Origin of the sequence: Paenibacillus sp. CFBP 13594, assembly GCF_014842675.1 — a bacterium.
Taxonomy (GTDB): domain Bacteria; phylum Bacillota; class Bacilli; order Paenibacillales; family Paenibacillaceae; genus Paenibacillus; species Paenibacillus amylolyticus_B.
Genome location: NZ_JACYVQ010000006.1, coordinates 229,588 through 256,538, shown reverse-complemented (window position 1 = coordinate 256,538; position 26,951 = coordinate 229,588). Strand labels below are relative to the sequence as shown.

The following is a 26,951-nucleotide window of genomic DNA, read 5'->3' as shown; positions in this document are numbered from 1 at the left end:
CCGTATTTGAGCGGCTATAGGGGTATTTGCATTTGTTGTATGTGTGTAATGTTTATTGTTTATTACATTAGGGCCGTTACATCATCCCGTTCTACGTATCTGTACGCACATCATCCCACGCCTGATCCAGATAACAGATCATCCAGTTCAATGCACGGTGACGTTCATAAGCCACTCCACCATTCAGTCCTGCAGGAGGTGTTCTGTCATTCACACGGCTATCCACACACACCCAGTTGTAACGGTAGATCAGATCTGCTTCATCCAGAATCTCGCTCTTGCTGCGCAGAGATGCATCGGAGAGAAAGTCGGCAAAGCTGTCCTTCTGTTGCAAATAACCGACATCCTTCCCAACGTTACACAACTCCGTTGGTGCACCCAATTCCTCCACATAACCTAGCGCCCACAACATGACGTGGTACGCTTCATATCCCCAAGAGAAGGAGATGATCTCCTGCTGCTCTGCTCCGTGCTGGTCGATAAACCTCTTCTCTATGGGTGAGAAAAAGGATTCAGCCTCATACTTGTCGATCACTTCCTGAACCAGAGCTGCGGTATCGTCCGCGCTTTCGCCTGCTCCCAGACACTCTCCCTTAAGCGCGGCAAGACACAGGGCCACCGCACGGCGAGCGACTTCCTCTTTACTCCGGATTGTGGTGTGCTCTTCTCCGGCCCTTGCAGGCAAGTTCGCATTATAAGGAATGCCTTGTTCAGTCAACCGTTGCTCTGAACGCACTTTACGTTGGATTGCAGACTCCGTCTGGGTTCTAGCATCGTCCAGGAAACTGGTGTGCGCTGTCACCGTGTAGTCCTCTACCTCTGACTCTCCATTCACATCCAGCAATAACTGGCCTTGTGCATTCAGCAGAGATCCACCTCCCCAGAAGATCACAGCATCCAGAGCATCAGCCAGTTGTAATAACTCGCCGAAGAATTCTTCTGAGATATCCTCTTCTGTCTCAATGCCAACCACCATGTTCAGTGTGGAACATTTGATCAATACCTTTTCCTGGAGCGAAGCATTGCGCCCTTCAATCTGACTCAAAAATCCAAGCATCCCCTGAATCATGGTCGTAAATTCCTCAGGATGTGTCTGGCTGGTCATGATATTAAAGCCTTTGGTTTTCTTACTCAGCCATTTTTTCTGAGTCACTTGAATATGAGTCTTGTCTTCCCGGCGTTTAATCGTACCCTCAGGATAAATGGATTGAATCCATTCAAACAGCTGATCCAGGTCAAACTGAGAGCTATATATCGCACAATTCCTCATGAAGTTCACCCTCTCCGTTATCGTGTAAATGTTCAGTTGAACATATATGACTAATCCTTATACGGATCGAATTCATTACCTCCGGCCATGGCGACACCAACGGGACGCAGTACATGGTTGATTTTCAGCGTATTGGCATGTGCGTTCAGTACATCCTGTAATTTCTTATACACAAACGGACTTTCATCTGTGCCCGCTCCCCGCAGCTCGACACCATAGGCACGAATCGCCTCATGCATCTGGGCTTCGCTAATCTCGCCACCCATGCGTGTGCGCAGCTTGTAATTCATTTTCCCGGCCGCCTGGGTTCGGCTCATCGTGCGCCCTGCCCCATGTACGGTGCTGCGGAATGACTCGGTATTCTCCTCGCTGTGAATCCCCTCCACAATCACCGAGATATCGCCCATACTGCCTCCGACAAAACCGAGTTGCCCAGGTGCCAGTGGTGTTGCGCCTTTGCGGACCACAACTACCTCTTCACCCATGTGCTGTTCTTTCCAGGCAAAGTTGTGATGATTATGTACGGCATATTCAGCACTTGCCCCGAGAATTCCGAGCACCTGTTCAATGACATAATCACGTCCTGCATAGGCGTATCGGCCCGCCAGAGTCATTCCATCCCAATACATATCACCCATTTCGCTGTTCAGGTTAAACAATGTAGGTGGCTGATCCATGGATTCACCAGGTGCTTTGCCACTGAACTGACGCCCTGCGGCCAGGTTAAGGAACCCACTCGCCACTTTGTGACCGAACCCGCGGCTGCCAAAATGATTCGCGATCCACACCTTCCCCGTTGCCTCTTCTACAAAAATATCCACGAAATGATTGCCACTGCCTACGGTTCCGAGTTGGTTGCGTGCGAGCGTCTTCAGCTTATGTTGTAATCCCGGTTCAATGGTATCGAACAGCTTCCAGCTCGCGTCGTCGAACAGTTCATGATCCACGGGTGTTGGATTGTTGCGGCCCACGCCGAAAGATATGGTCGAATTGATGTCATCCATAATCGTACCAATCTGATCCCGAATATCATCCCACATCAGATTGGTGCGCACAGCCTTGTTGCCACAGGCAATATCATATCCGACACCTGACGGACTGATCATATTCCGATAAGCGACAACACCACCGATGGGTTGCGAGTAACCTTTGTGATGGTCGGCCATAAGAGCCACACCCAATACATCTCCATATTGCGAGCAAGTCACCGCCTGACTTACGGCATTCTCCAGCGGTTCCCCCCAGACTTTAATGTTATCTACGATCCGCATGATTTTGTTAACCTCCTATGTATTATTTTGAAAATACATCTTTTATTTCTATACTCTTGTTCTCATTAGTTTAACAAAGATCAGCGTGACTCGAAACGTTGTCTTCCTTCAGTTCAACATTATCTACGCATAAAAAAAGAGAGCTCGGCTCCCTTTTCTTACAGTTGGTTCCTATTCACTTCTTGCTAATCTTAAACTTGAACGCCCAAGTCGCTGTGTTACCAGAATATCGACCTCTGTTCTCGGTCACCACCACGGAAAGTGTCTTGTTGGTTGATTTGGAGAACGAAGATAGTTTGACGTTGGTGCTTTTATCCCCGTAATCGGGAATTTTGTCCTGTTCTTCGGCGATGGCCTCCAGTTTCAACGTACCTGTAGACTTCAGATTCAAAGTGACTGATGAACCTTCTTCCAGATCTTTGCCGTTCACACTTGCTCCGATGGCCCATTCATTACCGACAGAGTTATTCTCGACAAGCTCTGCGCTAACCAATGTCACGGTTACCTTAACCGTTTTGGCGGCAGCATAGGAGGTTGGGGAACATACGGCGAATACCAGGCTCAGAATCATGAAAACATTAGCCCATTTTTTGAGCACGAGAGTGCCTCCCTCTTATTCGTTTCTTTTGTTAAGACTATGCCTTATTCGCCGTGTTCCTTAAGTAATCCTTCCACTTGTGTAAGAAATTTTCATCCGCTTGGATATTTAAAGATGCTTCCGGTAACCCTGCACCTTCTCATCCTTGAAACCTAACTTCTCATAAAATATATGTGCTTCCTTACGCTGATCGCCAGACACCAGAATCATGTAACCACAACCCATATCTTTGGCAATCCGCTCAATCTGGAGCATCAATCTCTGCCCAATGCCCTGCCTGCGTACCTGATCCGACACAATCACATTCTCCACAACCATGAACGGTTTGCATGGACCCACCAGATCCATACACTCAACCCCCATAACTGACCCAACCAGTTTGCCATTGTAAAATGCTCCAAGCACATGATAATGACCATTCTGCTGTATGTAATGAAACATCTTTTTCATCTGCTGTTCATTGGTAGGCATTCCCATCAACTCATTGTATAGCTGGCTTAGTGCTGGTAAATCTTCAAGTTCGATTCCTTTAATGGTAACCATCATAACCCTCCTGATTTTGTCCTATTTCGCATGCTTTGTCTTAAGTAAGATCCTTTTTAAAATAATAATGACTGTGTCCGGTCGGTGCATTCTCGATCGTTGTGATTAATTCGTAGCCATGTTTCTTATAAAATTCCGGTGCTTGATAGGAGAAAGTGTTCAACATGACAAAATCACATGATTTCTCTCGTGCAATTCGCTCAACTTCAAGCAACAACTGTGAACCATATCCCCGATGCCGTTGTTCAGAGTCCACCCACAGAATATCAACCTCCAGCCAGTTCCAGCAAAGTGTACTAAGCACACCTGCAACAATCTCGCCGGTCTCATTTTTGATATTGAAATTCAATTCTTCGTAACGATGCCTCAATTCCTCGCTCACATGTGCAGCATTAAATGCGATAAGTTGCTGGCGAACATACTCTGAATCCTCTGAAGTACTTGGATTAATATTTATTCGGGACATCCTCTTCTCCCCCTATCGCCATCACTCACAGCCTCATTCATTTCTTGCATATTTTAACATAAAATTATCCCTTAAAAAATAAAAACAACGCACCTTCTGTACAGGAAGGCACGTTGATGTAACTTGCATTAGTCCACATATGCTGTTTTAAAATGCGCTACTCTATTTCTCTCAAATCAACGTACACGTGACCTACACCAACTTTGCCCAGAGGGTCCGTAACCTTCACCTCAATCCGAATAGGCTCACTACTCGTCCCCAGTGCAGTAACGTATAGTTTCTGTCCATCCATTCTGACATCTGCCAATTGTGGATCAGGAGAGTCAGCCTGTAGTGTGAGAGTTGATCTAACGTCATCTTCATCTTCAAACATAAAGGACAGGTCAATCTCAATCTCATCTCCATGAACATAAGCGGTATTACCCCCAGGTGCCTCTATCAATACAGGAGAAGCATCATCGAAGTCATACCTGTCTAAACGTTGCAGCAACGTGTGATGCAGTGCGAAGTCAGGCTCTTCTCTCAGGGATATGGAATTGTTACTCACATCCAAGTATTGCAGATCAGACAATTCAGCAATTCCAACGGGTAAATGAACAAGCTCATTACTGTTCAGATCCAGTTCTTGTAAGGAATCTAGTCCGCTCACATCCAATAAAGCAAGTCGATTATTCGCAAGTTTCAGATACTCCAGCTGATTCAATCCTGTAACATTAATCTGCGTCAGTTCGTTACCGGATAAATCAAGCCAATTCAAGTGATCGAATCCAGAGGCATCCGCTTTGCTTATGGCGTTTCCGGAAAGGTCGATTTCGGTTACATTCAATCCTTTGAATATCTCGACTCCTGTCAGATCGGAAATACCCACATTTCTCGCATACAACCCTCCATTGGTCTGAATGAGTGCTTCCACCAATTCATCTTTGGTCAGTGGATCATCCACATCCTTTTGCAACCAATAAGCAATAGCTCCAGCCAAATGTGGATCAGGGAATTGGCGACTTATCGTATTGGCCTGTACCTTAACCTTGAGTTGTGCCGTAACACTTGCGCCCTGGACGTCAACTGCTTTGATCGTCAGCGTTGTTTCTCCAGCAGCCTGTGGAACAAGTCGAATCACTTTTTCTACGACAGTAGAGGAAACAAGGGTTGCATCTCCGGCTATGACACTGAATTGCAATTCATCACCATCTGGATCACTAAAATACGTCGAGACGTTCAAGTCCAATGCGGCATGATCTAGTGTAAGTTCCTGATCAGGCAAACCGCCACTAATAACCAGTGGCGCCCTGTTCCCCGTACCTGGATTGGACGGAGTGGAAGGATTCGTCGGAGTAGTTGGCGCAGATCCACCTCCACCACCGGTGCTTCCATTTCCATTCCCTGGTGCCGCCCCGGAATTACCGTTTGCGTTTTCTGTACCGTTCCCTGCGTTATTGCCGCCTGAAGTTGTACCCTGTACCTCGGTTACCTTTCCTGGCTCATCAGGTTTGGATTCCGAATTGGCGCCCTCTTGACTCGCAGCTTCATCAAGAGCTTGAATGACTTCAGTTGCGCGTAATGCAATCACGGCCATTTCCTGTCTGGAAGTAGAACGCTTCGGCGCAAAGTTTCCATTGTCCCCTTTCAAGATTCCCAACTCAACAGCCTGTTGTACACTTGGCAAAGCCCAGGCACTAATTTCGGAAGTATCCTTAAATGACAACTCTTTGGCCAAATTTAATGTTTCATCATATCCTTTAGCCTTCAGAGCCCGAATAATCGTTGTTGCCAGCTCTTCCCTTGTTACCAGACCAGCAGGACGAAACGTACCATCCGGATAACCATTCATAATTCCAGCCAATTGAAGTGCACGAATATAGGAACCATTCTCAGCGTTACGATCCAGATCCCTGAATAACTGATTTGGAAGCTGGACTGACGACAGCACGTTCAATTCCAATAGTTGAGCCAGTGTATACGCAAGGTCCCCTCTTGTTAACGTTGCGCTCGGGTTGAAATTCCCTGCTTCATCCGCCAGAATCATCTGTTGTTCGGCAGCCCTTTCAATGGCTTGCTTGGCCCAAGGTGCTGCCTGCTGCAAGTCACGAATGTCTACTGCATCGGTCGCTGCATGCATTGTCCCGGGAACAGAAATGACGGATAAAGACAGAAGGGCTGCCAAATAAGGCCAGACCTTACGGATCTTGTTTTCCTTATGAACTTTTCGTTTGGATTCTTGTGTTGACATTTTTTAACGCTACCTCCCACATGAACATAAACCCTGGTGTCAGCAAAGACTCGTCAGAGTTATTTAATTATCTTCATTGTAGGAGAGACCTTTGCTTGAAAACAGTCTACAAAAGAGTAGACACTGTTTCACAAAATCATAACAATCCCCGCTGCTCCGCGATTTGTACAGCATGAGTACGACTGCTCGCACCCAGCTTTGCAAACACTCGGCGAATGTGTGTATTAACAGTTCCGGGTGAGATGCCAAACTCGGCAGCAATCTGTTTGCTGGTCAGGCCCTCAGCGATGTGACCAAATATTTTTTGCTCCATCGGGCTGAGTCCCACTTCCTTTGTATCCAGCTCGGCCTCTCCTGCAGATGAGAGGCCTCTCAATCGTTTGTTTCTTGCAAAAGCAGATAATAGCTGCTTCACATAAGCCATTTTCACACCATCATCATGTATCGCCTTTGTACGACGCAGATAGAGATAGTCCTGCAGCAACTGTTTCATCTGTTCACCTTCAGCAACAAATGAACGAATATATCCTTCGGGTCCTCCCAGCACCAGAGCACGGGATAACGCTACAACACCGGCATCTGTGAATCCCTGCTTGTGCAGCATGATTGACTCTAGCAGAGCACACTCTACCTGTTCAGTGAGCCAGTCCCGTTCTTCAGCCTTTTTACGGATTCGTCTCAGTTCCTCTCGTGCATGATCGTACTGTTCAAGTACGATCATCGCACGTATGCGAATCATGGAATGGAAAATCTGATCACAGCTGATCTCAGCAGCCACATCTCCTTCGTTTGCAGACTTAGCCAGAATGGTTTGGGCCGATGCCACCGGACTCATTTCAATTAAAATTCGGTATTGATGTGCTTCCAGTGCTGGCTGCCAGTACTCCATATCCTTCACAGATAATAATCCTGAGACCTGCTGAAGCAGTTTCAAGCCTTCTTCAGGTCGACCCAGTGTAAGTTCAAGTCTGGCTTTGAGTACATAAGCTGGAACAAGCAACGCAGCCACCTTGATCTGCAAAGCCACTTCTAGAGCTCGGTCCGCATATCTGACCGCTCCTGCAATTTGATTTTGCTCCATTAAAATCTCACCATATCCAACACCATAGTAGGACGTTACATAGGCATGTTCAGCATACCAACGTTCCGTAATCGCTCCGAAGCAAGCTTCCCCACGCCTCAAGTAGCCATTAACGCCATGGAAGCTGCGCAGGCGCATACTCTCTCTCCGATCATAGTCCATATACTGAAAGGCAATATCATCAGAATAGCCCTGATCAATGTAGGACACCAAATAATGAGCCAGCCCATCTAAATCTCTATTCAAATAGGCCATGTATGCTCGCATCACACATATAACTTGCAACAAATAACCGATGATCTCAGGTTCCAGCCGCCCTTGAAGATGCACCCGGATCACTTGTTCCAGTTCATCAAGCTGCTTCACCATCTGTCCATAAGGCATTTCACGTGCAACAAGGAACAGGTAGGACATATATAATTTGGGACGTGATTTCACGATCTCCAGTGGCACAACATCAAAGTATCGCCGGAGCGTCCACCACTCTCCCATAATAAAATGGGCAAACAACTCTTCCAGCAGTCTCGCTGCATCCTGCATGTGCTGTCCGAGAATATAATGATCCAACGCTTCTGCCGGGTATCCCCGTTGTTCATACCAAAGTGCAGCAAGAGCATGTAATTCATTTACTTGTTCAGTACCACGACGATCCAGTTCACGCTTTAGAAATGCAGAGAACAAATGATGATAACGATACCAGTGCGCTTCCCGATCAAGTGGAACAAGAAAAAGATGTTCCTTCTCCAGTTGCCTTAACAATTGTGGAGCTTCCTGCATATCACTTAATACCTGACATAAACTGCTGTTCATTCTTCTCGTGATCGCTGTCCGGAGCAGAAATTGCTGCATTTCCGGTGACTGACGCTGGAATACCTCTTCAAGCAGGTAATCTGAAATCGTCCTCTCGCCAGTAGGTCCATGATCTTCACGTGAGAGAGGTGAAGATACCGAATTCATAGGGCTGACCAACGCGTTTCCACCCCATGCGTGAGATAAAGCAAGCAACTTCAATCCGGCAGCCCACCCCTCCGTCTGCTGTACCCAACCACGCGCATCTCCCCCGGCAATATCCAATTGCATAATCTCTTGGCAAAATTCAATGCCCTCTTCTGGCGTAAATGCCAGTTCCAGAAGCGTAAATTGCTTCAATTCACCTCTCAGACGCAGCTTTTCAAGCTTGAATGGAGGATATGTTCGACTAGACAGGACCAGATGAATGGATAGGGGGAGATTTTCAATAAAGTATTGCATCTGTTCATGAATCTCCGGCTGAGTTACTGCATGATAGTCATCCAGAATAAGCAGCGTATGTTGATTGGTCTGGGCAACACGGTTCAACAATAATATCAATGCTGACCTGGGGTCTATCGGGTACCGTTGCAAAAAATGTGGCAGTACATCACCGCAGAGTTCCTTAATCACTCGATTCAGTGCATGAATAATGTAGAGCCAAAACGGAAGCGGGTCCTGATCTTTATCATCCAGGCAGACACAGGCTGCTTGAACAGCTTCACTTCTCACCCAGCTGCCCAACAGTGTTGATTTTCCTGAACCCGCCGGGGCAGTCAACAAAGTGACTTTGGATTGGAACAATTCTTTGCGTTGCAAACTTAGCCGTGGACGGTCCATTGTATCTGCTGGTAAGGGCGGAAGTTCCAGTTTGGTTGATAAAATCATAAATTGAAGCCAGTCCCCGTGGAGACCAGCGGTATGTTCCTGTTGCATGAGATCCTCCCGAATCAGCACCATGGTGCACTTTTTTCCGATTCATTATATGTACATTCAGATACTCTAAGTATACAAGGAACCATGACTATGCCCCACATATTTTTGAACAGAAACAAACGACAAACAAACCCTGCACGTTGAATTGATTGCAGGGTACCATTCGCACTGTGAAGCCATGATCCAATCGACGCTTTCTATCTTCCTGTCTGTAGCAACTTATAGTTTACTAGAATATAATTCAATCCCGATAACAGCGTAACTCCTGCTGCCAGCCACAATAAAATCACATCAACTCGCACCTCAGTCAGCAAACTAAACGGAACATTGTTCAACAAAATGGCCATGATCGCTGCCACCTGAAGCACCATTTTGATTTTTCCATATCGATCCGCTGCAAGAGCAATGCCCTGCTCTGTTGCTACCATTCGCAATGCAGTAATTACAATTTCACGTCCTATAATGATTACAGCAATCCATGAACTGATCATATTCTCCTGAACCATCATGACCAGCGCTACCGCAATCAACAGTTTATCCGCCAGTGGATCAAGCAACTTTCCCAGATTCGTGATCTGATTATATTTTCTTGCCACATATCCATCTAATTTATCCGTACCTGCCGCTACCGCAAATATAATTAGTGCAATCATCACGCTTTGCTGATTGATAAAACAGATCATAAACAATGGAATCAACGCGATTCTAGCCAACGTGATTTTATTTGCCAGGTTCATTAGATATCTCCACTCCTCTCATCCATTTTGGCTAACTGACCTTTTTTCCATTTACGAATTCGGGTACGAAAAGATTTAAAAGGGGCTACCGAATTAATCTGGATCCACTTCACCATAGCCCATCCGGGTTTGGTACCCGTCCACTGTCTCATCCCTTGCACAAATAATTCCTCCTCACTCAGTGAGTCAATCCAATTCTGCCATTGTTGTTCTGTCTCCCGGAACAAAGAGCGCAGCTCCTCCAGCGTATAACTTGAATATTTTTCGTAAAATGATTCATTTAACGACCCTAATTGGTTCCATTTATATCCTGGTGCCGGCATATGACTTTCAAGTCCCAACTGTTCATTGCGCTCCCAGTCCCTCACCATGTTCATCCATCCTAACTGGTAGGCGATCATCTGGGCAGGAGTCTTATCTACACCTTCAACCCACTTATCTTTATCACTGTCATGGATGTCAGTGAATTCACCCTCAAACAATACATAGGTGCGTCGAATCGTCTCACTTAATTCTTTCTTCGAGGCATATAAGATTCCAGGCACGCTACTCCACTCCCCTCGTTTCACCGTTTTACATCAATCAGAAGCATGGACTCTATCATCATTTCGACCCAATTCTATAAAGCTTCCTTAATCACCCGTTTATAGTACCACACAGACAACAGACCAAAAATCGAATATAACAATGTATAGACTATCATGACAATGACCGTAGGTGTCGCCAGCTCCGTACCAAAGAAAAACCAACCTGATTTCACGGCAAAGTAACTATGACTCAATCCCACCACAAGCGGAATACCAAAGTTAAACAACTGCTTGATCTGAATTCCGCGCAACAGATTGCTTTGTGTAAATCCAAGTTTACGAAGAGTGGTATAATTACCCTTCTCCTCTTCACTCTCATTCATTTGTTTAAAGTACAGGATACATCCCGATGTAATCAAGAACGTTAAACCAAGGAAACCAACAATGAACATAATCAAGCCCATATTGTTACGTTGGTTATTTCTGAACTCAATCTGGGAGAAGCTCGGTGCTTCCAACTGCAGCTCCTTATATACGGTATATGCCTCTTCAGCCTGCCCCTCGTTTAGAATACGTACACCATAGTAGTCAGCCCACTCGGATTTTTGCAGCTCGGGATCGATATCCTGCCGCAGTTGCTGGTATACCGTTTCATCTACTACAGCCACAGGCGTGCCCCGAGAATAATACGCGGGAAGGACTCCACGTTTGGTTGTTCCGATCAGTTGTTGTGCCAGCCTATGTTTCAACCCCTGCAAGACGATTGGACCTTTCTCCTTAATGAAAATTAACTGCTGAATGGCATTCCCATATCCCATGAAGACCACTTCACCCGCTTGTAAATCAATGTTATCTACCATGTTGTCACTCAGCACACTACTGAACAGGTACTGTTCCGTCATGGACGCATCCATCACTTTATGAGCATCAATTTCAATGTAAATGGGCTGTCTGTGCTTCTCTTCATATGGAATCTGTTTGTGTTCCAACTCCGTCACAAAGCGATTTTTCACATCCGCCTGAGCAAAAGAGAAATCCTCCGGCAAGCTTTCCTTCGCCTGCACCTCTGCCGAATAATACGAAATGTAACTGAGTGACAGCATGCCAATAGCAAGCGCCGACACGGTTGTAATAATCGTGAGCAGCAAGGCATTAGATTTCATGCGGAACATGATTGAAGATAAAGACAACACCTCATGAATGGTAAGGTAGCCGTTTTTGCTTTTGCGAATCAGATTAAAAATAAAACTTACCGAACCCTTATAGAACAAGTATGTGCCCAGTATGACCGAGAAGAGAATCAGGATCATTGTATACATCAACTGCTGCATATCCATTGCCTCACCGCTAAACAGCCGTGCAGACATGAAGTATCCATACACAATCAGAGCAATGCCCAAGACGCCAACAATCATCTGTCCGACAGACATCTTCTGCACCTGCTGCTCCGAAGTGGCCGGCACCCGAAAGAGTGAGAGAATACTCTGTCTCTTGATAAAAGTGTAGTTCATCAGCATGATAAGCAGATACATTATCGTAAAGACAATCACCGTTTGCATCAGTGCCATCGGAGAGAAGTACAGTTTCGTAATCGCATCCACACCAAGAATTTTGAACAGTACCATCAATACCAGCTTGGACGCAAGAAACCCAATTAACACATCGATAGCCATGGAACCAAAATAGAGAATACTGTTCTCCGCACTCAAAATGCCAAAAATTCTGCCTTTCGTCAGTCCGATCAATTGAAATAATCCAATTTCTTTGCTACGCCGCTTGATAAAGATCGTATTGGCATAGAGCAAAAAGATACCGACAATGACGATTAACAGTACCGAAGATGCGCCTATAGCCGCCGCACCTTTCGTTGAAGCAGCTACCTCATCCATGGAAGGATCATACTGTAACGTCACAAAGGAAAAATATAAGGCCACACTGAACACAAGCGCAAAAACATAGAGATAATAATTCTTCAGATTTTTCCTGAGATTGCGGAAGATAATATAATTCAAGCTCATTGCTGCACACCACCCAATACGCCCTGGGTTTTGATAATATCGTTGAAGAACGATTGCCGGGACTCGTCTCCTTTATTCAACTGGGTGTAGATCTGACCGTCTCGAATAAAGATCACTCTGCTGCAATAACTTGCGGCAACCGGATCATGGGTAACCATAATAATAGTCGCCTTTCGTGCGCTGTTCATATCACTTAACTTGCCGAGCAGATCCGAAGCGGACTTGGAGTCCAACGCTCCTGTCGGCTCATCCGCAAAAATGATACTCGGCTCGTGGACAAATGCTCGTGCTGCCGAAGTCCGCTGCTTCTGACCCCCTGAAATCTCAGATGGATACTTGTCTTTCAACTCGTAGATTCCCAGTTCACGGGCAATCTGTTCGAACTTCCGGTGTGCCTCCTGTTTTGGAATGCTCGTGATCGAGAGCGGCAATAATACATTTTCCTTTACCGTAAGGGTATCCAGCAGATTATATTCCTGAAAAATAAAGCCCAGATGATGTTTGCGGAACTCAGCCAGCTGTTTCTCCTTCATTCCGGTGAATTCCTTGCCCTCAATATCAATTGTGCCCTGGCTCACCCGATCGATGGAGGAAAGTACGTTAAGCAGTGTCGTTTTGCCTGAACCCGAAGGCCCCATAATACCTACAAACTCTCCCTTGCTTACCCCAAGATCAATCCCCTTCAGCACTTCCTGTTTATTCAGTTTATTACCATAGACTTTATGAATTTTTTTGGCTTCCAGTATCCACATATCCCACTCACTCCTCTTAGATCTTCTGCAAAATGCTCATGTCTATATCATAGGCGGAATGTGCAGTGTTATCGTGTGATTCACCGAACAAAACCAAAAAGCATGTGACATTGTTGTCACACGCCTGCAAGATGCACCATGTCGTTTTTTCGCGAAAAAGTAAGTGTGACGGTTGTGCCCTCGCCAAGAGAAGATTCTACATGAATGTTCATATGAAGCGTCTGGACCACTTGACGAACCAAATATAGTCCCATCCCGGTAGCCGCCCCATCCATTCTGCCTCGGGTGGACGTAAATCCTTTATCAAATATACGCGGCAGATCTTGAGTCTCAATCCCTCGCCCGTGATCCTGAATCATGAGTATGATGTGTCCATCCTGTTCCCGACTTTCAATGAGGATGTCCGATGAATCGCTATATTTCACCGCATTACTCAACAACTGCCGGAGGATGAAGCCTAACCATTTGCTGTCTGTGAGCACACGCGATACCATTAAAGACACATCAAAGCCAATGCCTTTGGAAATGCACCACGATTTCAGTGCTCGTATCTCGCTATTCAATACCGGTTCAAGTTCCGTCTCTTCGATGAACAGATCATTATGCATAAACGGAATACGCTTCTGATGAAGCTGCTGATCCAGCAACTGATGAATTCGTAACCATTCATATGTCATTTGGCTCTGCAGCTTGTCATCTGGCAAGCGCTCGATCATCAGTTGCAACGCAGTCAGTGGGGTCTTCACCTCATGAATCCAGGACAACATCTCGTCCTTCTCCTGTTCCAGAGCGATAAAATGATGTGACGACTCCTTACGATACCGCTGTGTCTGGGAACTGACCGCCTCATGTACAATCTGCTCATATGGACTTTCGGCGATATCGAGTTCTCTTAGATCATAGCTATGATCCCAGATGCTCAATTTTTTATAGAAACGGGTCTCTTTCAGGTATCTCGCCCAGATAAAAACAAGACATACCACCACATTCAGTCCTACGATATACACCACAGATTGGAATGGAATGGACGAGTCCAGGTAGGCCACCAATAAAATAATAAGTTGCATGCTTACCAGTAGCCATAACCAACTAGCCCTTTCTCGTATGTACTTTCCGATCATGCTTCTGCCTCTTCCGTTGCCATGTACCCCTGACCTACTTTGGTTTCAATGTAACGCTCCAAGCCGATGGGTTCAAGTTTCTTCCGTAACCGATTAACGTTAACCGTCAGCGTATTGTCACTCACAAAATGCTCATGATCCCACAAGCTCCGGATGAGGTCCTCACGAGTAACAATCTGATTTTTGTGCTCGACCAGCACTTTAAGGATGAACATCTCATTTTTGGTTAACAGAACAGATTCATCCCCGCAGGTCAGTGTATTTTTCACATATTCAATAGCAGCACCGCGCCAGGTTCGAAGTTCAATATGCTCTGTATTATAGTTATACACCCTCCGCAAAGTCGCTTGGATCTTGGCAATCAATACATCGAAGTGAAAAGGCTTCTGGATAAAATCGTCTGCACCCAAATGCATGGACATGACCATATCCGCAGGATGATCCCGTGAGGACAAAAAGATAATCGGCACATTGGAGTGCGAACGAATGATCCGGCACCAATGGAACCCGTCATATTGGGGTAACTGAATATCAATAATAACCAGTTGCGGCTGAATTACGCTGTACTCCTGCAATACCTTGCCAAAGTCCTGCACACCATACACGTCATACGACCATTGGGACAAACGTTCCTTGATTTCACTGAATAACGACTCGTCGTCTTCAATGAGCATAATTTTAAACAAGAGACTTCACCACGTTTCTGATCTTCTAAGGTTGAATAAGGTAATTAGACTCCGTTGTTGCAGGATCACCTTTACCATTACAAATCGTTCTTTCGATCGCTGATTCCAGTGTACAGGGAAGTTGGGCTTATATCAAAAGGTAACCATACTTCGTAAAGAAAACAAGCCGAAACACGTATATCAATTAGCTCTCAACAGTGTGTATAACATGGCTTGCATCACTCTGTGCGTCCATTCGCTCGATTAACTGCATCGCTACGTCTCGTGGCGATCTTAATTGTCCTGCTTCATATACTTGATTGAACATACCCGCAAGGGCGAACTCCTCTGCACTTTTGCCTCGTGCAACAGCCTGTAATTCCGTATCGACCATCCCCGGATCAAAAGCAATAATCTCAACAGGGTTCTGTTGGCCCGTTTGCTCCAGAGATACGCATTGGGTGAACATGTTCATACCTGCCTTGGATGTACAGTACACTGCCATTGAAGGCGCGGGATAACTTCCCGAACCCGATGAGAGATTAACAATTTTACGTCTGGCGGACAGGTGATTCGTTTGTTGAATAAAAGATGAACTTAATATCATTGGTGCTGCTAGACTGATGTTGAGACTTTGACTTATCTCTGCCGCACTGCACTGATCGATAGGTCTTAGAGGCTCCAGCATCGCTGCGTTATTAATAAGTCCAATGAAATCGGCTTCCTGAGACGGAATTTGGCTCAATACACGTGTAATCAAATCATTGATCCCATTCAGGTCGGCAAGATCATACTGAACATGACGGTAACGCCCGCTCCATTCCTCCCCTGATTCCAACAGATCCGAACCCCCGCGTGAAATACCGTAAACGTAATCCCCCTTAGCCAATAATAACTCTGCAAGTTGTAAACCGATCCCTTTGGATGTGCCTGTAATGATAAAGTGTCTTCTTCCTGTTTCTGTTCCCATTCCGATACCACTCCTCCTCTATTTTCAATGCATGTTATTCCCCTGCTCTTACGAGTTTTTCTTTCTCCACAACGTGGCCCACAGAAAAGGTACACCAAAACACGGTTCATGCTGCTCCATCGCCTTCATTGCACGGAACTCCACACATTCAAAGCCATCTTCCAGCATGTAGCGAAGCTTCTCCTCCGTGAACGCAAGACCGCCTCGCATCGACTTTTCTTGATACACCTGCCAATCATTCATGACGATCTCAGGCCCACCAATATCGCCATAACCAGGAGCAAAACAAGTCATTCCAAAGTATCCTCCAGACCGGAGTGCATTGTGGACCATCTCGATGTAGGGAATACGCTGATGTGGTAACAGATGGTGCAGACAACCCGAGTCGTAGACAAGATCATATTCTTGCTCCGGGGCCAGTTCGAACACGGAGCGACATTCAAAATGCACGTCCAGTTGCTCTTCTGCAGCCCTTTCCTTAGCCCAGGCTATCGCTGTCTCGGAAAGATCATAAGCATCTACCTGATATCCTTGGCGGGTCAGATACAACGCATTTCTGCCCGGGCCACAACCCAGTTCCAGTGCCTTGCCGCCTGCCAGCACACCTTCGTTCATATGCGCTACCAGATTCTCATCCGGTTTGTTTGGAAAAAAGGGGATTGGTCTATTCCGATCCTCATAGAAAGGCTCCCAAAATTGCTTGGCAGATCTGAAGTCCGCATCGAGCATATCATATAGATCCTGTACACTTTTAATCGTCTTTTCCACAACCACATTCCTCCTTCAATACTCCATTCAAACCTTCATTTCCGACTCTGTTCATTCTCAACTCTTTCGTTAAATCAGCCACACTCTATTATAACATTTTTACCCAGTAGTTCTCTATTTTTCTTGTGCTTTTCTCCTCCAAAACATAAGCTTATTCCCAACAAAAAAAACGACCGACATGAATGTCGATCGCTTATAATCGTAGCGGTATTGAGTTGTAATTTAATTCGCCCGTTCCAAGACTGCAAAGTAATTCCCTTCATTATCCGCAAAGTTGAAAACACGCCCCGTTGGCATCTCGACAATCTCTCCAACCTTTACATGTTTACTAGCCAAGTCGGCATATAATTGATCCAGATTTTCGGTGAAGAACATTAACGAAGGTGTGCCCAGATTTACACCCGCCGACATCCGCTCCACAGTCTCTTTGTCATGGAGAATAATGCTCGTCTGGGAGTCTGGGGTAGGCGCGATCTCAATCCATCTCATGCCCTCGTCAAGGTTTACTTCATCCACAATGTGGAATCCAGCGACTTCAGTCCAAAAAGCCAGTGATTCATCTTGATTATTGACATACAACATAACCTGGCCGACTTTGCTAAACATGGATCAATCACTCCTCTGATCATCTAATCTCTCAACAACCTGCTTATCATTCCTCAAATTCCAATAGAGTATAACATGCAGGACAGCTTTTTTATCATATTTCTTTGCAAGTACTAAGTAAACATTAGACTTATTGAGCGGCTTTTAATTTCTTCGTAAGATAAAGCACAACATCGTCGTCCATAACTGTTTCTTCACCTGGCTGAATGTAATGATCGTGTCTGTGGACACCATGACCGTCCGGTATATATCCGCGATGGGCATATAGAACTTGCGCTTTGCCATAATCGGAAAACACACCTACACCAATGCCTGCTACATCCGTTCGTTCCAGAATAACTTCCTCTGCTCGGTCCATCAACCGTGAACCAATACCTTGGCGCTGGAACTTCATTAGTACATTAAAATCGTTAATTTCGGGAATGCCTTGTTCCCTGAAAGACGGGTAGCTGGAATTCCACAATACATTCACGTATCCGGCAAATTCTCCATTCAACTCGGCTACCAAGGTTACGCGTTCCCCATTCTGTTGTTCAGCCAGGTAATGAAGATACTGCTCAGGGGATCTCCCCCAACCCTGCTCCTGGAATGCCTTTGATATGATTACAGGATCACTCTCATTTAATAGTCTGATATGTACAGTCAATGATAAATCCTCCTTAAAAAGATATTTCTCCTTGCTATATTCCCAGTCTATCCCGAAGCAATGTGATGTGAGCAACATGGTGTTTGCCATGCCAAGCATACATGCCCAGATTATAATCCAGTCTTGTCGTTTCTTCTGATGAGGGATGATACAATTGTTTGGCATAATCTGCATCTGTCAGCGCGTTTAACAGAAACACCCAACGACGATGGAGCGCATCCAGAATCTGAAGCGAGAATTCAACATCCAGGTCTCTTGAATCACTCAATTCAGCCCAGCGCTCTTCATAATAAGGCCGAATCGTTGGTGTATCCTCTGTCAGTGCCAACTTGAAACGAATCATACTATTCATATGGCTGTCTGCCATGTGGTGAATGACCTGTTTGAGCATCCATCCACCTTCTCGATACGGCAGACTTAATTGCTCTTCACTTAGTCCCTTTACCGCTTCTCGTGCGTGTTCAGGCAACTCAGCAATGTCCTGAATCCACTTCTCCCGTTGTGCCAAAGTAACTTCACCCGTGTGTACAAATGGTCCTATCGGAAATCTTTCATCCATCCACCATTCCTCCTTGTTTATATGATTCAAAATAACTTTCAGTATTATCTAAGGAGCATATTCCATAAGCCAACAGTCTCGCATCTGTCCTTCATGCTGCTCATGTTTCTCCAATAGCTTAATCTTTTGGAAACCACATTTCTCATAACAGGATATCGCTCGCAAGTTCCAGGATTGAGGGTCCATAACCACTTTACGGGCTTGTTGTTCATTAATCAGATAAGCCAGCATGGATTGCATCAACTGTGTACCAATGCCTTTATTCCAGTAGTCTACCTCACCAATAAACTGATCCGTTCCATAGATGATCTCATCCGTATCTCCATAACCATACTCCGTTCGCTCTTCTTCCTCAAGCTCATAGAACTGAATGTATCCAATCGGATTCCCTTCGTGCTCAACGATACAACGAGTAGCAGCATCATCCTGATTGTAAAAATGTTCTCTCACATGCTCCAGGTCATGCGGCCGATCACGCCCTTCATAATATTGAAGAACTTCCGGGTCTGACAGCCACTTCACCAGATGGTGTTCATCTTCTGTTTCCAAGAAACGTACGGTGATTTCATTCGATTCATATACATTCATCATTCTGATTACTCCTTATTGATCTCCAGATTCTCACCCGTAACCCAACTCAGATCCTTTCCTAACAAATGCTCGTTGTGAACATAATACACCATGGGATTCTCAAGCGGTTGAGTCGTTCCATCCGAAGATCTGAGCGTTAACCGCAACTTGTAGCTCCCTATCTCATCAGGTATCGCAAATCCTATCAGATTATCAGCTGATTTCATGGTTTTCCCCTGTGCCTTCAGATACTTTTCCAGAATGACTTGATCAAGATAGGAGCTGCCAACAGACGAAGGCATGTACCACGCTTCATCTTGTTCTTCAGTGAATGTGACCCCTTCCCATCCAGGAACAACGGGATACACCATATGTTGATCCTTGTCTTCTCTTTTTCGCGTTATCTCTAACTCTACCTCGACTACATCCGTATCAATCTGCCTGATTGTGCCTGCCATCACAACATCCTGAGCACTCACACTTGGAATAACATAGCTGTATATGAGCAGAGTCACCAAGAGGATTATCGTTATTCCCGTAATCCAAAATATTGTATGTTTACGCATCTATCTGATCCTCCCGTCTGGTTAATCTTACTTCTGGAGTAGTTCCTTCTCAGTTAAAGATTGAGTTAACCTATCCAACTCAGGGGATGCCGTCCAATCACTGGAGGCATTCAATCCATGCTTGATTGTATGTATCGCGCTATGTGCAGACATGTATATATTATGGTGGATTCCAGGTTGGACAATAATGTGCTCTCCTGCACGCATCACTCGAATCGAAAACATCTGATCGTCTCCATAACTGGCATACGCAATCCAGCCGGTTTGCACCACATAAAACTCCGTTAGATTGATATGTACATGACTGTTTTGCCATGCTCCCTGGGAAGAAGCAACGGTTCTACAATAATAACTGCCATCTTCTGCTATCATTTTATATTTTTGTTCCCCATTCTCCATCTGCTCGAAGCTGGTTTTGACACCCGTTTCACCATATTTCTGTTCTGAAAATTCTGTGTTCAATCGGCTTCATCTCCTGACAAAAAATCCCTTTATTTAAACATTCGACATAGGTAAGTCGATTCTCCTGTTTGGATATGCGATATATCTTTATTAAAATATGAAACGCTTCTCTTCCAGCTTCCGTATTAAGGTCGAAGCCGTATGTATCCCCTATAATAAACCATCTGATCTGGAGGTTGAGCGCATGTCATTTTTCAAGAAAATGTTAGCCAGTGTAGGTGTTGGAGCAGCCAAAGTGAATACGGAATTGCATACACCAGAGGTCACGCCTGGAGGAATCATCTCGGGGGTTGTGTACATTGAAGGTGGAGATGTGGAACAGAATGTAGATCGAATCTATCTTTCAATTAAAACCCATTACATACGGGAGCGCGATGATCGCAAAGTAAAAGAGACAGCCGTTATAGCCAAATATCTGCTCACCGAAGGTTTCACATTACAGCCTGGAGCCAAATTGGAGAAAGACTTCTCATTTGACCTGCCAGAAAATCTGCCTATTACACTGCATCGTGCAGAGGTATGGGTAGAAACGGGCCTCGATATTTCAAGTGCTGTAGACCCCTCAGACCGGGACAGACTGCATGTTGTTCCTAGCAAAGACATGAACACCGTGCTCGATGCAATTGATATCCTTGGTTTCAAACTACGTGAAGTCACCAATGACTATGCACCAAAGTTGGGCGGCAATCTGCCATTTGTACAGGAATTTGAATTTGTACCAACAAACAAATTCCGTGGGCATCTGGATGAGTTGGAAGTCATGTTCTATCCCATGGGCGATTCGCTGGAGCTGTTATTACAGATCGATCGCCGCGCTCGTGGACTCAGTGGAATGTTCTCGGAAGCGATGGGCACGGATGAAAGTTTCGTCCGCCTGCATCTGTATGAAAGACATCTGGAGCGGGGGGCACATTCTGTCGCTCAAGGATTGGAAGAAGTTATATCCAAACATATCTAATCTATAGTTTGTGTAACAAATAAAAACCGTCCTCTATCAGACAGTTCTGATAAAGGACGGTTTTTGATTTTCGGAGTAATAAGGCTTCGAAGTTCTCCCCATGCAAAGACAGTTTAAGTACTTGGGACAGTCATGGAGCTCATGCGGACAAACCTTCAGGAACGCTGTGTCCAGCGCTGCATTCTTAATCGAAGACCGTAATATACTGCGGTGAGCAAAACGAATCCGGCAACAGCCATGATTATGGATGTTGTATCCCACTGAACAATGGATCCAAAAGCAACCTTGGATTGCAATGGCATACCCGATGAAGCAGTGTTCATCAGATCAGGTACATAATTCATGGTCATGACCATGCCTTGAACGATATTCCAAGCTACAAAACCGATGATGAATAACAAGGTAACCAAAAAGGATTCCATCGCTAATCGTTTATTCATGCTTGTCATTTTGCCTCCTCAAATAATGTTGTGAAGGATTTCTTTATACAAGATCTCTTCCCACTCAATTAGACAAAACGTGCTGCATCTCCTGTTTTAGACGATCTTTATTTTCATCCACATATTGATACAGCAGGTCAAAGCTTTCCTCGTTATCCACTTGCATGCTTAAATTCGCAGCTTCCAATTCAATCTCCTGCAATATCTCATGAATCTGTTTCCCATGTGTTTGCAGGCTTGTCGTGATATCGTCTTCGGACAGGCCATTCACATTATCTCGTAATTGCCCGTGCGTTACGCCGCTCTCGGACAACATCTGTTCTATTTTCTTCAGGATCACGGCATCTGCATCATTGCCGATCCGCTCCATCGCTGCTATTGTCTCAACCATATACTGCCCGCTGGCATTCTCCAGGAAACCGGTCATGCCGTTCATGGACAGCTCGGTATCCAGATCGATGATCAGAATGGTATCTCGCAATACTTGCGGAAGTCCCGGCCCACTCTCTCGAATCGTTGCAAATTCAGCCCGATAAAGGTCCATGGCAATACTCCCTACCACCTCTTCACCTGACATCTCTTCAAGCTGATCGAGGGGTAACAGCTCCTGCAGTTCTTCTTGTAACTTGTTCATCTTTCTCTGCCTCCTGTATCTCTCTGTCTGAATAGTTTGAACGAATGTTTTTACACTGGACCACTACGCGGTCAGAATAAACTTCCGATCGCTGTTATCCCCAGATTTTTTCAATCCCTTTATTAAAGGGGAAAATCCGGTGATAAAGGCGAACGCTCCGCTTCTTCAGTTTGTTTCTGCCCTCTCCGTTTCGTGTAAATTTCAAGTTCAACTACGCCGACACGTTATTCCATCATAGCAGAATACGCTATACAAGTTGAACTTATGGAAGTTTGTATAGTTTATCCTTTTAACAAATTTACAGGGAATATCGTCAAGTTAACGTGCACTTGACCTCTGGAAAATGTTCCGCTGTTATGATCTTGTCATCACGAGTCTTGGGAGGGGTAATGATGCGCCTGGCCTTGTTCACAGACACCTATCTTCCGGAAACCAATGGTGTTGCTGGCACGCTCCACCGCTTGAGTAACCATCTGAACCGCAGAAGAATTGAACATCTGCTGTTTACTCCGAACTCCGTCATTGAAGGAAGCCATGAGACTCAAGTCCGATCGGTTGCCAACATCCCTTTTTTTCTATATCCCGAATGCCGCATTGCTCTACCCAACAGAGCAGACACGCACAAGCAGCTACAAACCTTTCAACCCGATCTGCTGCATATCGCCACACCTTTTAATATGGGATTGCTTGGTCTGAGGTATGCGCTCAAACACCATCTTCCCCATGTGGTCTCCTACCATACCCACTTCGATCGTTATCTCGAATACTACCGGTTGAAAAGTATGATTCCTCTCTACTGGAAGTATATCCAGTGGTTCCACCGTGCCTGTGAAGCAACCCTAACTCCATCGCAGGAAACGTTAAACACCCTTCAAGCCCAAGGCATTCAGCGTCTGAAACTTTGGTCTCGCGGGATTGATTGCAACCTGTATTCCCCTGATAAACGCAGCTCGGATATCCGTGAACGATACCACATCACCGCTCCCCTTATTTTACTCTACGTTGGACGCATTGCCCCGGAAAAAGATATCGCTACACTCACGACTACCATGCAGCAGCTGCCCCAGGAAATGCAGTCCCGTGTTCACTGGATTATCGTTGGCGACGGCCCATCTCTCCCGAGAATGCGTCTGCAATCCCCACCCAATGTCACCTTTACAGGCTATATGCATGGCGAAGAACTTGCTTTTATGTATGCTTCGGCAGATCTGTTTGTGTTTCCTTCCTCTACGGAGACATTTGGCAATGTGGTACTGGAAGCGATGGCTTCAGGACTTCCTGTGGTGGCGGCCAATGCCGGAGGTGTAAAGGATCTGATATCCCACAACCGCAACGGTGTGTTATTCGAGCCTGGTCAGGCTGATGCACTGATTCGGGAGATATGTCTCTGGGGAAATCACGGGAACCAATTGAGGATAATGGGACTGGAAGGCAGAAAGCTGGCTGAGCAGCGGTCGTGGGAGCATATTTTTGATACACTGATCGGGGATTATGAGGAGGTTATAGAACATCGGAACAGAAAAACGAAAGATCGAATTATTACTGCGTAGTCTGATGAAATCAGTTTCTTCCAACAACCCCTAACTACCACCACTGCCCTATGCAAAATTAAACTGGTTCGCTCGTTCAGGCTGCCATAGCATTTACACTCCGCTAAGGTCAGCCTGAATAGCGAATATGTTGAGCGTTAAGGTGTGATACCAGAAATCAGATTTCCATTCTGAATGCAAGGTAACCCTTTTCCACACACCATAGGAAGTCTGTGTTGGACGGATAGAAAAAGGCATGATCTCATTGAACTGAATCATGCCTTTTATTGCAAGAAATCTACTGGGTGAATTTACTGAACGGGACTTTGATATCTACAAATCCTTTAGCGTAGGGTGCAACCTCATAAGGATGGAATCGGATGACGATGCCTTCATCATATAAAAAGAATTGAGAAGTTTGATCAAGCTGAAAATCATAAATATTTTCTTCAAAAATTGAAACTCCTGCATTATACATGGCTAATAGACTGTTGGAGATTGATTTCTCTACCTTCTCCATCTGATTATCATCTTTAACATACTCGCTTAGCTTCAGTTCTTTCCCCGTTCTTAAATCATAGTTATATGATTTTGTCGCATCCATTCCATGTGCTCCGCCAGTGTACACATGATCTTCATATACCACAGATAACTTTTCTTTTGCATTGTATTTTACACTGGCCATGGTAATGTAGAAATAATTTTTGTTTGATTTCTTTTCTTCTTTGTCCAGGCGAGCTGCTTTCACTGCGTGAAGTTTAAATGTCTTGTTCAGCTTATCCGTCACAGATTTCTTACCACCTGTTAGATGTATGTATGGCTGTCCTTTGTAATATTGGACCTTCGTTTTCACTGTAATCGTGCTGCCTGCCTCTACATGACTACTCGGAAGAATTATAGCAATCAGTACAGTGATCAACAGGTAATTCACCCATCTCCATTTTTTTCTCTCAGTTCTATATTTCATCATTATGGATAACCCCCTTTGGCTCAAATGATTTCGTTTCCTGCATTTTGTTCCATATTACCTGTGGAGTGCCCTTTAGGTCTGTTCCGCTCTGAACGTTGCCAATCCAGATGTCCTCTGCTCCCGGATGTTGTAAATAGTGCCTGAGCGTTGCTTTGATTAGAATAGACGAATGCAAGTCCAGTACCTCATCCAGCGGTATCCAGAATAACTCGCCTTCATCCGAGGCCACAAAATGTCGATGCGTGGTCTCTCCGAAATATATAAACTGCTGCCAAATCTCACCACCATTAACCTCCAACAGAATATATCGAAGCCGAAAGTGTTCGACATCCTCTTGCTTGAACCCGGTCTCTTCTTCAATCTCCCGATAGCTGGCAGTCATGGGTGTGTTCAGTTCCCCTTGTTCCAGATGTCCGCCAATGCCCCCCCAGAATTCAAAATCAAACAATCTGCTACCCGCCTTCTTCATCATCAGCATGTCTGAGCCATTGCTCAAAAACGCTGTAGCCATCTGTCTAATCTCCATATGTATGTTCCTCGCTTTCCAGACTGTGATATTAAATTTTACTTATATAACCGTCTTCTAAAGCAGTTTCTTTAACTCACTTAGATGTTCAATCGTATGTAAAGGACCCGACGTAATGCTGTCCTGCCACGGCTGGTTGACCTTCATCCAGATGGTGCTCATGCCTACGCTTGCTGCTCCCTCAATATCGTTCACCGGATGATCGCCAATGTAGATACATTGCTCTGGGCTTAGACCGAAATGATCAAGCGCAAGCTGAAATATGCGTGGATCGGGCTTTTTGACTCCTGCCTCTTCTGAAACAATAATATGGTCGTAATCCTCCCGGATACCGAGTTGATCGATTTTTCCATACTGAATATCGGTCTGCCCATTGGTGATTAACCCGGTTTGGTATTTCCCCCGCAGATGCTGAACGACTTCTCGCGCCTGTTCCATCAGAACTGAACTTCGCACATACTCTCTGCCATAGAACTCCATCAGTTCTGCATGTGGCGGATGCTCTGCCCAAGGCAGTTCATTCAACAATTCGTTGAACAGAAGTGGTTTGTCCTTATAACCATCCTGGTCGAGTTCAATAATTCTTTTGAGAATATCTTCCGTTGACTCAAGATGGGCAAAATAGGTTTTAATCAAACTCCGAGTGAAGCCGTCAAAGGTCATCGTTCTGTTCAGAATTGTATTGTCCAAATCAAAAATAACCGCTTTAATATGATCCATCTTCCTTCTCCCCCAATTCCAGTACATGCGTTATCTTCTCCATACTTGTCACTTCTCTAAATCCCAAGTTGCGATAAAAAGATCCAGCAACCGGTTGATCCGTGTACAGAACCAGTCGAGCGTAATGATTTTCCGCTTTTTGAATAACCGCATCCATCAGCCTGCCCCCAACCCCATGTCTTCGAAATTCTCTCATCACATAAAGTCTGCGAATTCTTCCGGTATCAGTCACCTCAGAATAAGGATCTCTGTTCAAACCGCAGATCCCAACCACCTTATCGTGCACTCTGCATTCAAAAAGCGCTTCATCTTCTTGCTCGAATGTATTAATTCCTGTCTCATATTCATGGATTAATCGCTCGATATGTCTGAACCCCTCACTGGAGCTCTCGGCCAGCATCTCCACTAAATCGTCATGATTCCATCCCCATATCTCCTGTATCTGCATGGTGTAACCGCCTCCATCATTTTAAATCAATGGTACACATGCAAACCCAACCATACATTGAATGATGGCCGGGTTTATCTTGTAAAGCTCATTCTCATTTTTTCTTTTTGTGATAGTGATAACCCGTGCACAGACCCTTTTGTTTGGATTTGGCTGAACAGTTATGTCCACCGTTCTTATCCAGTCTGCCTGGATGAGCATAAGCGGAAGAGGATACACCAACAAGTACGACAAGAGACAGGATTACGATAACAACCTTTTTCATAAGTCACCCTTCGATCAACACCCTATGCTTTAGGGTTTAATACGTGCTATATCATTCTACATGAAAATCCACAATTGGGATATCCTTCATCTTTTTCATCTGTACATTCTCATAAAGGCCTGCCTGTAACGAGTACGACTTGAACGCCTTTACGAATCAACTCCGGGATCGACTCAGCTGTACGCGGTGATAAACTCCGATCTATTTCGCTCAGCAATGTACCGTCCACATCAAAGAATACAGCTCTAATCATATTGTCCTTCCTCCTCTATCTTCAATTTAAAAAGAGCAAGTACAGAATAACCTTGTT

At 45.1% G+C, this 26,951-nt stretch carries 30 protein-coding genes and 1 pseudogene; 2 read left to right on the top strand and 29 right to left on the bottom strand.

All coding sequences use genetic code 11. The features are described from left to right. Positions 1-91 precede the first annotated feature (91 nt). The 21 genes from IFU39_RS20450 to IFU39_RS20350 all read right to left on the bottom strand — a co-directional run bounded on the left by IFU39_RS20450 (position 92) and on the right by IFU39_RS20350 (position 20,151). Positions 92-1,270, bottom strand: a complete 1,179-nt coding sequence (locus IFU39_RS20450; RefSeq protein ID WP_192134585.1) for a DUF4272 domain-containing protein — start codon at positions 1,268-1,270, stop codon at positions 92-94. A 50-nt stretch (positions 1,271-1,320) separates the two neighbouring features. After that, complete coding sequence (locus IFU39_RS20445) at positions 1,321-2,541, bottom strand: RtcB family protein (RefSeq protein ID WP_192134583.1); 1,221 nt, start codon at positions 2,539-2,541, stop codon at positions 1,321-1,323. A 175-nt stretch (positions 2,542-2,716) separates the two neighbouring features. Beyond that, positions 2,717-3,139 carry a hypothetical protein gene (locus IFU39_RS20440; protein WP_253432554.1) on the bottom strand — a complete coding sequence of 141 codons (423 nt, stop codon included), beginning with the start codon at positions 3,137-3,139 and terminating at the stop codon, positions 2,717-2,719. Between the two features lie 108 nt (positions 3,140-3,247). Then, the gene (locus tag IFU39_RS20435; protein WP_076318268.1) at positions 3,248-3,682 is read right to left on the bottom strand and encodes a GNAT family N-acetyltransferase; all 435 of its coding nucleotides are present in this window, start codon (positions 3,680-3,682) and stop codon (positions 3,248-3,250) included. 40 nt (positions 3,683-3,722) lie between these two features. Next, on the bottom strand, positions 3,723-4,148 hold the full coding sequence (locus IFU39_RS20430) for a GNAT family N-acetyltransferase (RefSeq protein WP_192134581.1): 426 nt from the start codon (positions 4,146-4,148) through the stop codon (positions 3,723-3,725). A gap of 157 nt (positions 4,149-4,305) precedes the next feature. Beyond that, positions 4,306-6,378 (bottom strand): S-layer homology domain-containing protein, encoded by a 2,073-nt coding sequence (locus IFU39_RS20425; protein ID WP_192134579.1) that lies wholly within the window; start codon positions 6,376-6,378, stop codon positions 4,306-4,308. A gap of 136 nt (positions 6,379-6,514) precedes the next feature. Next, positions 6,515-9,184: a LuxR C-terminal-related transcriptional regulator gene (locus tag IFU39_RS20420; RefSeq protein ID WP_192134577.1), complete on the bottom strand. Its 2,670-nt coding sequence runs from the start codon at positions 9,182-9,184 to the stop codon at positions 6,515-6,517. Between the two features lie 197 nt (positions 9,185-9,381). Beyond that, positions 9,382-9,921 (bottom strand): CDP-diacylglycerol--glycerol-3-phosphate 3-phosphatidyltransferase, encoded by a 540-nt coding sequence (gene pgsA / locus IFU39_RS20415; RefSeq protein WP_105597893.1) that lies wholly within the window; start codon positions 9,919-9,921, stop codon positions 9,382-9,384. Continuing rightward, complete coding sequence (locus IFU39_RS20410) at positions 9,921-10,466, bottom strand: ClbS/DfsB family four-helix bundle protein (protein ID WP_105597892.1); 546 nt, start codon at positions 10,464-10,466, stop codon at positions 9,921-9,923. Before IFU39_RS20410 ends, pgsA begins: the two co-directional genes overlap by 1 nt. A 74-nt stretch (positions 10,467-10,540) precedes the next feature. Next, positions 10,541-12,466, bottom strand: a complete 1,926-nt coding sequence (locus IFU39_RS20405) for an FtsX-like permease family protein (protein WP_192134575.1) — start codon at positions 12,464-12,466, stop codon at positions 10,541-10,543. Next, a complete protein-coding gene (locus IFU39_RS20400; RefSeq protein WP_036610294.1) occupies positions 12,463-13,218 on the bottom strand; it encodes an ABC transporter ATP-binding protein in 756 nt (251 codons plus the stop codon). Before IFU39_RS20400 ends, IFU39_RS20405 begins: the two co-directional genes overlap by 4 nt. A gap of 116 nt (positions 13,219-13,334) precedes the next feature. Then, complete coding sequence (locus IFU39_RS20395) at positions 13,335-14,339, bottom strand: sensor histidine kinase (protein ID WP_192134573.1); 1,005 nt, start codon at positions 14,337-14,339, stop codon at positions 13,335-13,337. After that, positions 14,336-15,025 (bottom strand): response regulator transcription factor, encoded by a 690-nt coding sequence (locus IFU39_RS20390; RefSeq protein ID WP_017689733.1) that lies wholly within the window; start codon positions 15,023-15,025, stop codon positions 14,336-14,338. The genes IFU39_RS20395 and IFU39_RS20390 overlap by 4 nt, the downstream gene beginning before the upstream one ends. Positions 15,026-15,209: 184 nt before the next feature. Next, the gene (locus IFU39_RS20385; protein ID WP_192134571.1) at positions 15,210-15,974 is read right to left on the bottom strand and encodes an SDR family NAD(P)-dependent oxidoreductase; all 765 of its coding nucleotides are present in this window, start codon (positions 15,972-15,974) and stop codon (positions 15,210-15,212) included. 48 nt (positions 15,975-16,022) lie between these two features. Further along, the gene (locus IFU39_RS20380) at positions 16,023-16,703 is read right to left on the bottom strand and encodes a class I SAM-dependent methyltransferase (RefSeq protein ID WP_192134792.1); all 681 of its coding nucleotides are present in this window, start codon (positions 16,701-16,703) and stop codon (positions 16,023-16,025) included. Positions 16,704-16,964: 261 nt separating this feature from the next. Next, a complete protein-coding gene (locus tag IFU39_RS20375) occupies positions 16,965-17,348 on the bottom strand; it encodes a VOC family protein (protein WP_192134569.1) in 384 nt (127 codons plus the stop codon). A 130-nt stretch (positions 17,349-17,478) separates the two neighbouring features. Next, positions 17,479-17,994, bottom strand: coding sequence for a GNAT family N-acetyltransferase (locus tag IFU39_RS20370; protein WP_105597886.1), 516 nt, complete (start codon positions 17,992-17,994; stop codon positions 17,479-17,481). A 34-nt stretch (positions 17,995-18,028) separates the two neighbouring features. Continuing rightward, complete coding sequence (locus IFU39_RS20365) at positions 18,029-18,553, bottom strand: YfiT family bacillithiol transferase (RefSeq protein WP_192134567.1); 525 nt, start codon at positions 18,551-18,553, stop codon at positions 18,029-18,031. A gap of 48 nt (positions 18,554-18,601) precedes the next feature. Continuing rightward, positions 18,602-19,141 carry a GNAT family N-acetyltransferase gene (locus IFU39_RS20360; protein WP_192134791.1) on the bottom strand — a complete coding sequence of 180 codons (540 nt, stop codon included), beginning with the start codon at positions 19,139-19,141 and terminating at the stop codon, positions 18,602-18,604. 8 nt (positions 19,142-19,149) lie between these two features. Then, positions 19,150-19,689 (bottom strand): hypothetical protein, encoded by a 540-nt coding sequence (locus tag IFU39_RS20355; RefSeq protein WP_192134565.1) that lies wholly within the window; start codon positions 19,687-19,689, stop codon positions 19,150-19,152. A gap of 27 nt (positions 19,690-19,716) precedes the next feature. Continuing rightward, positions 19,717-20,151 (bottom strand): hypothetical protein, encoded by a 435-nt coding sequence (locus IFU39_RS20350; protein ID WP_105597883.1) that lies wholly within the window; start codon positions 20,149-20,151, stop codon positions 19,717-19,719. 184 nt (positions 20,152-20,335) lie between these two features. Here IFU39_RS20350 and IFU39_RS20345 point away from each other — a divergent pair, with 184 nt between their 5' ends. Beyond that, positions 20,336-21,109, top strand: a complete 774-nt coding sequence (locus IFU39_RS20345) for a sporulation protein (RefSeq protein WP_091014960.1) — start codon at positions 20,336-20,338, stop codon at positions 21,107-21,109. Between the two features lie 155 nt (positions 21,110-21,264). Here IFU39_RS20345 and IFU39_RS20340 read toward each other — a convergent pair whose 3' ends face one another. Together IFU39_RS20340 and IFU39_RS20335 are read right to left on the bottom strand one after the other, a co-directional pair. Beyond that, on the bottom strand, positions 21,265-21,549 hold the full coding sequence (locus IFU39_RS20340) for a hypothetical protein (protein WP_192134563.1): 285 nt from the start codon (positions 21,547-21,549) through the stop codon (positions 21,265-21,267). A 64-nt stretch (positions 21,550-21,613) separates the two neighbouring features. Beyond that, positions 21,614-22,183, bottom strand: coding sequence for a DMP19 family protein (locus tag IFU39_RS20335; protein ID WP_192134561.1), 570 nt, complete (start codon positions 22,181-22,183; stop codon positions 21,614-21,616). Positions 22,184-22,575: 392 nt separating this feature from the next. Between IFU39_RS20335 and IFU39_RS20330 the strand changes: the two genes are divergently transcribed. After that, positions 22,576-23,733: a glycosyltransferase family 4 protein gene (locus IFU39_RS20330; protein ID WP_192134790.1), complete on the top strand. Its 1,158-nt coding sequence runs from the start codon at positions 22,576-22,578 to the stop codon at positions 23,731-23,733. A gap of 277 nt (positions 23,734-24,010) precedes the next feature. Here IFU39_RS20330 and IFU39_RS20325 read toward each other — a convergent pair whose 3' ends face one another. The 6 genes and pseudogenes from IFU39_RS20325 to IFU39_RS20300 form a co-directional block, all read right to left on the bottom strand. After that, positions 24,011-24,682 (bottom strand): DUF3298 and DUF4163 domain-containing protein, encoded by a 672-nt coding sequence (locus IFU39_RS20325; protein WP_091014974.1) that lies wholly within the window; start codon positions 24,680-24,682, stop codon positions 24,011-24,013. Continuing rightward, on the bottom strand, positions 24,669-25,208 hold the full coding sequence (locus tag IFU39_RS20320) for an NUDIX domain-containing protein (protein WP_244661041.1): 540 nt from the start codon (positions 25,206-25,208) through the stop codon (positions 24,669-24,671). Before IFU39_RS20320 ends, IFU39_RS20325 begins: the two co-directional genes overlap by 14 nt. 57 nt (positions 25,209-25,265) lie before the next feature. Then, positions 25,266-25,928, bottom strand: a complete 663-nt coding sequence (locus IFU39_RS20315; RefSeq protein ID WP_192134559.1) for an HAD family hydrolase — start codon at positions 25,926-25,928, stop codon at positions 25,266-25,268. Continuing rightward, on the bottom strand, positions 25,915-26,376 hold the full coding sequence (locus IFU39_RS20310) for a GNAT family N-acetyltransferase (RefSeq protein WP_192134557.1): 462 nt from the start codon (positions 26,374-26,376) through the stop codon (positions 25,915-25,917). Before IFU39_RS20310 ends, IFU39_RS20315 begins: the two co-directional genes overlap by 14 nt. Positions 26,377-26,470: 94 nt before the next feature. Further along, complete coding sequence (locus IFU39_RS20305) at positions 26,471-26,641, bottom strand: YHYH domain-containing protein (RefSeq protein WP_094030640.1); 171 nt, start codon at positions 26,639-26,641, stop codon at positions 26,471-26,473. 115 nt (positions 26,642-26,756) lie between these two features. Next, positions 26,757-26,894, bottom strand: a pseudogene (locus tag IFU39_RS20300) (HAD family hydrolase); the annotation flags it as partial. Positions 26,895-26,951 lie beyond the last annotated feature (57 nt).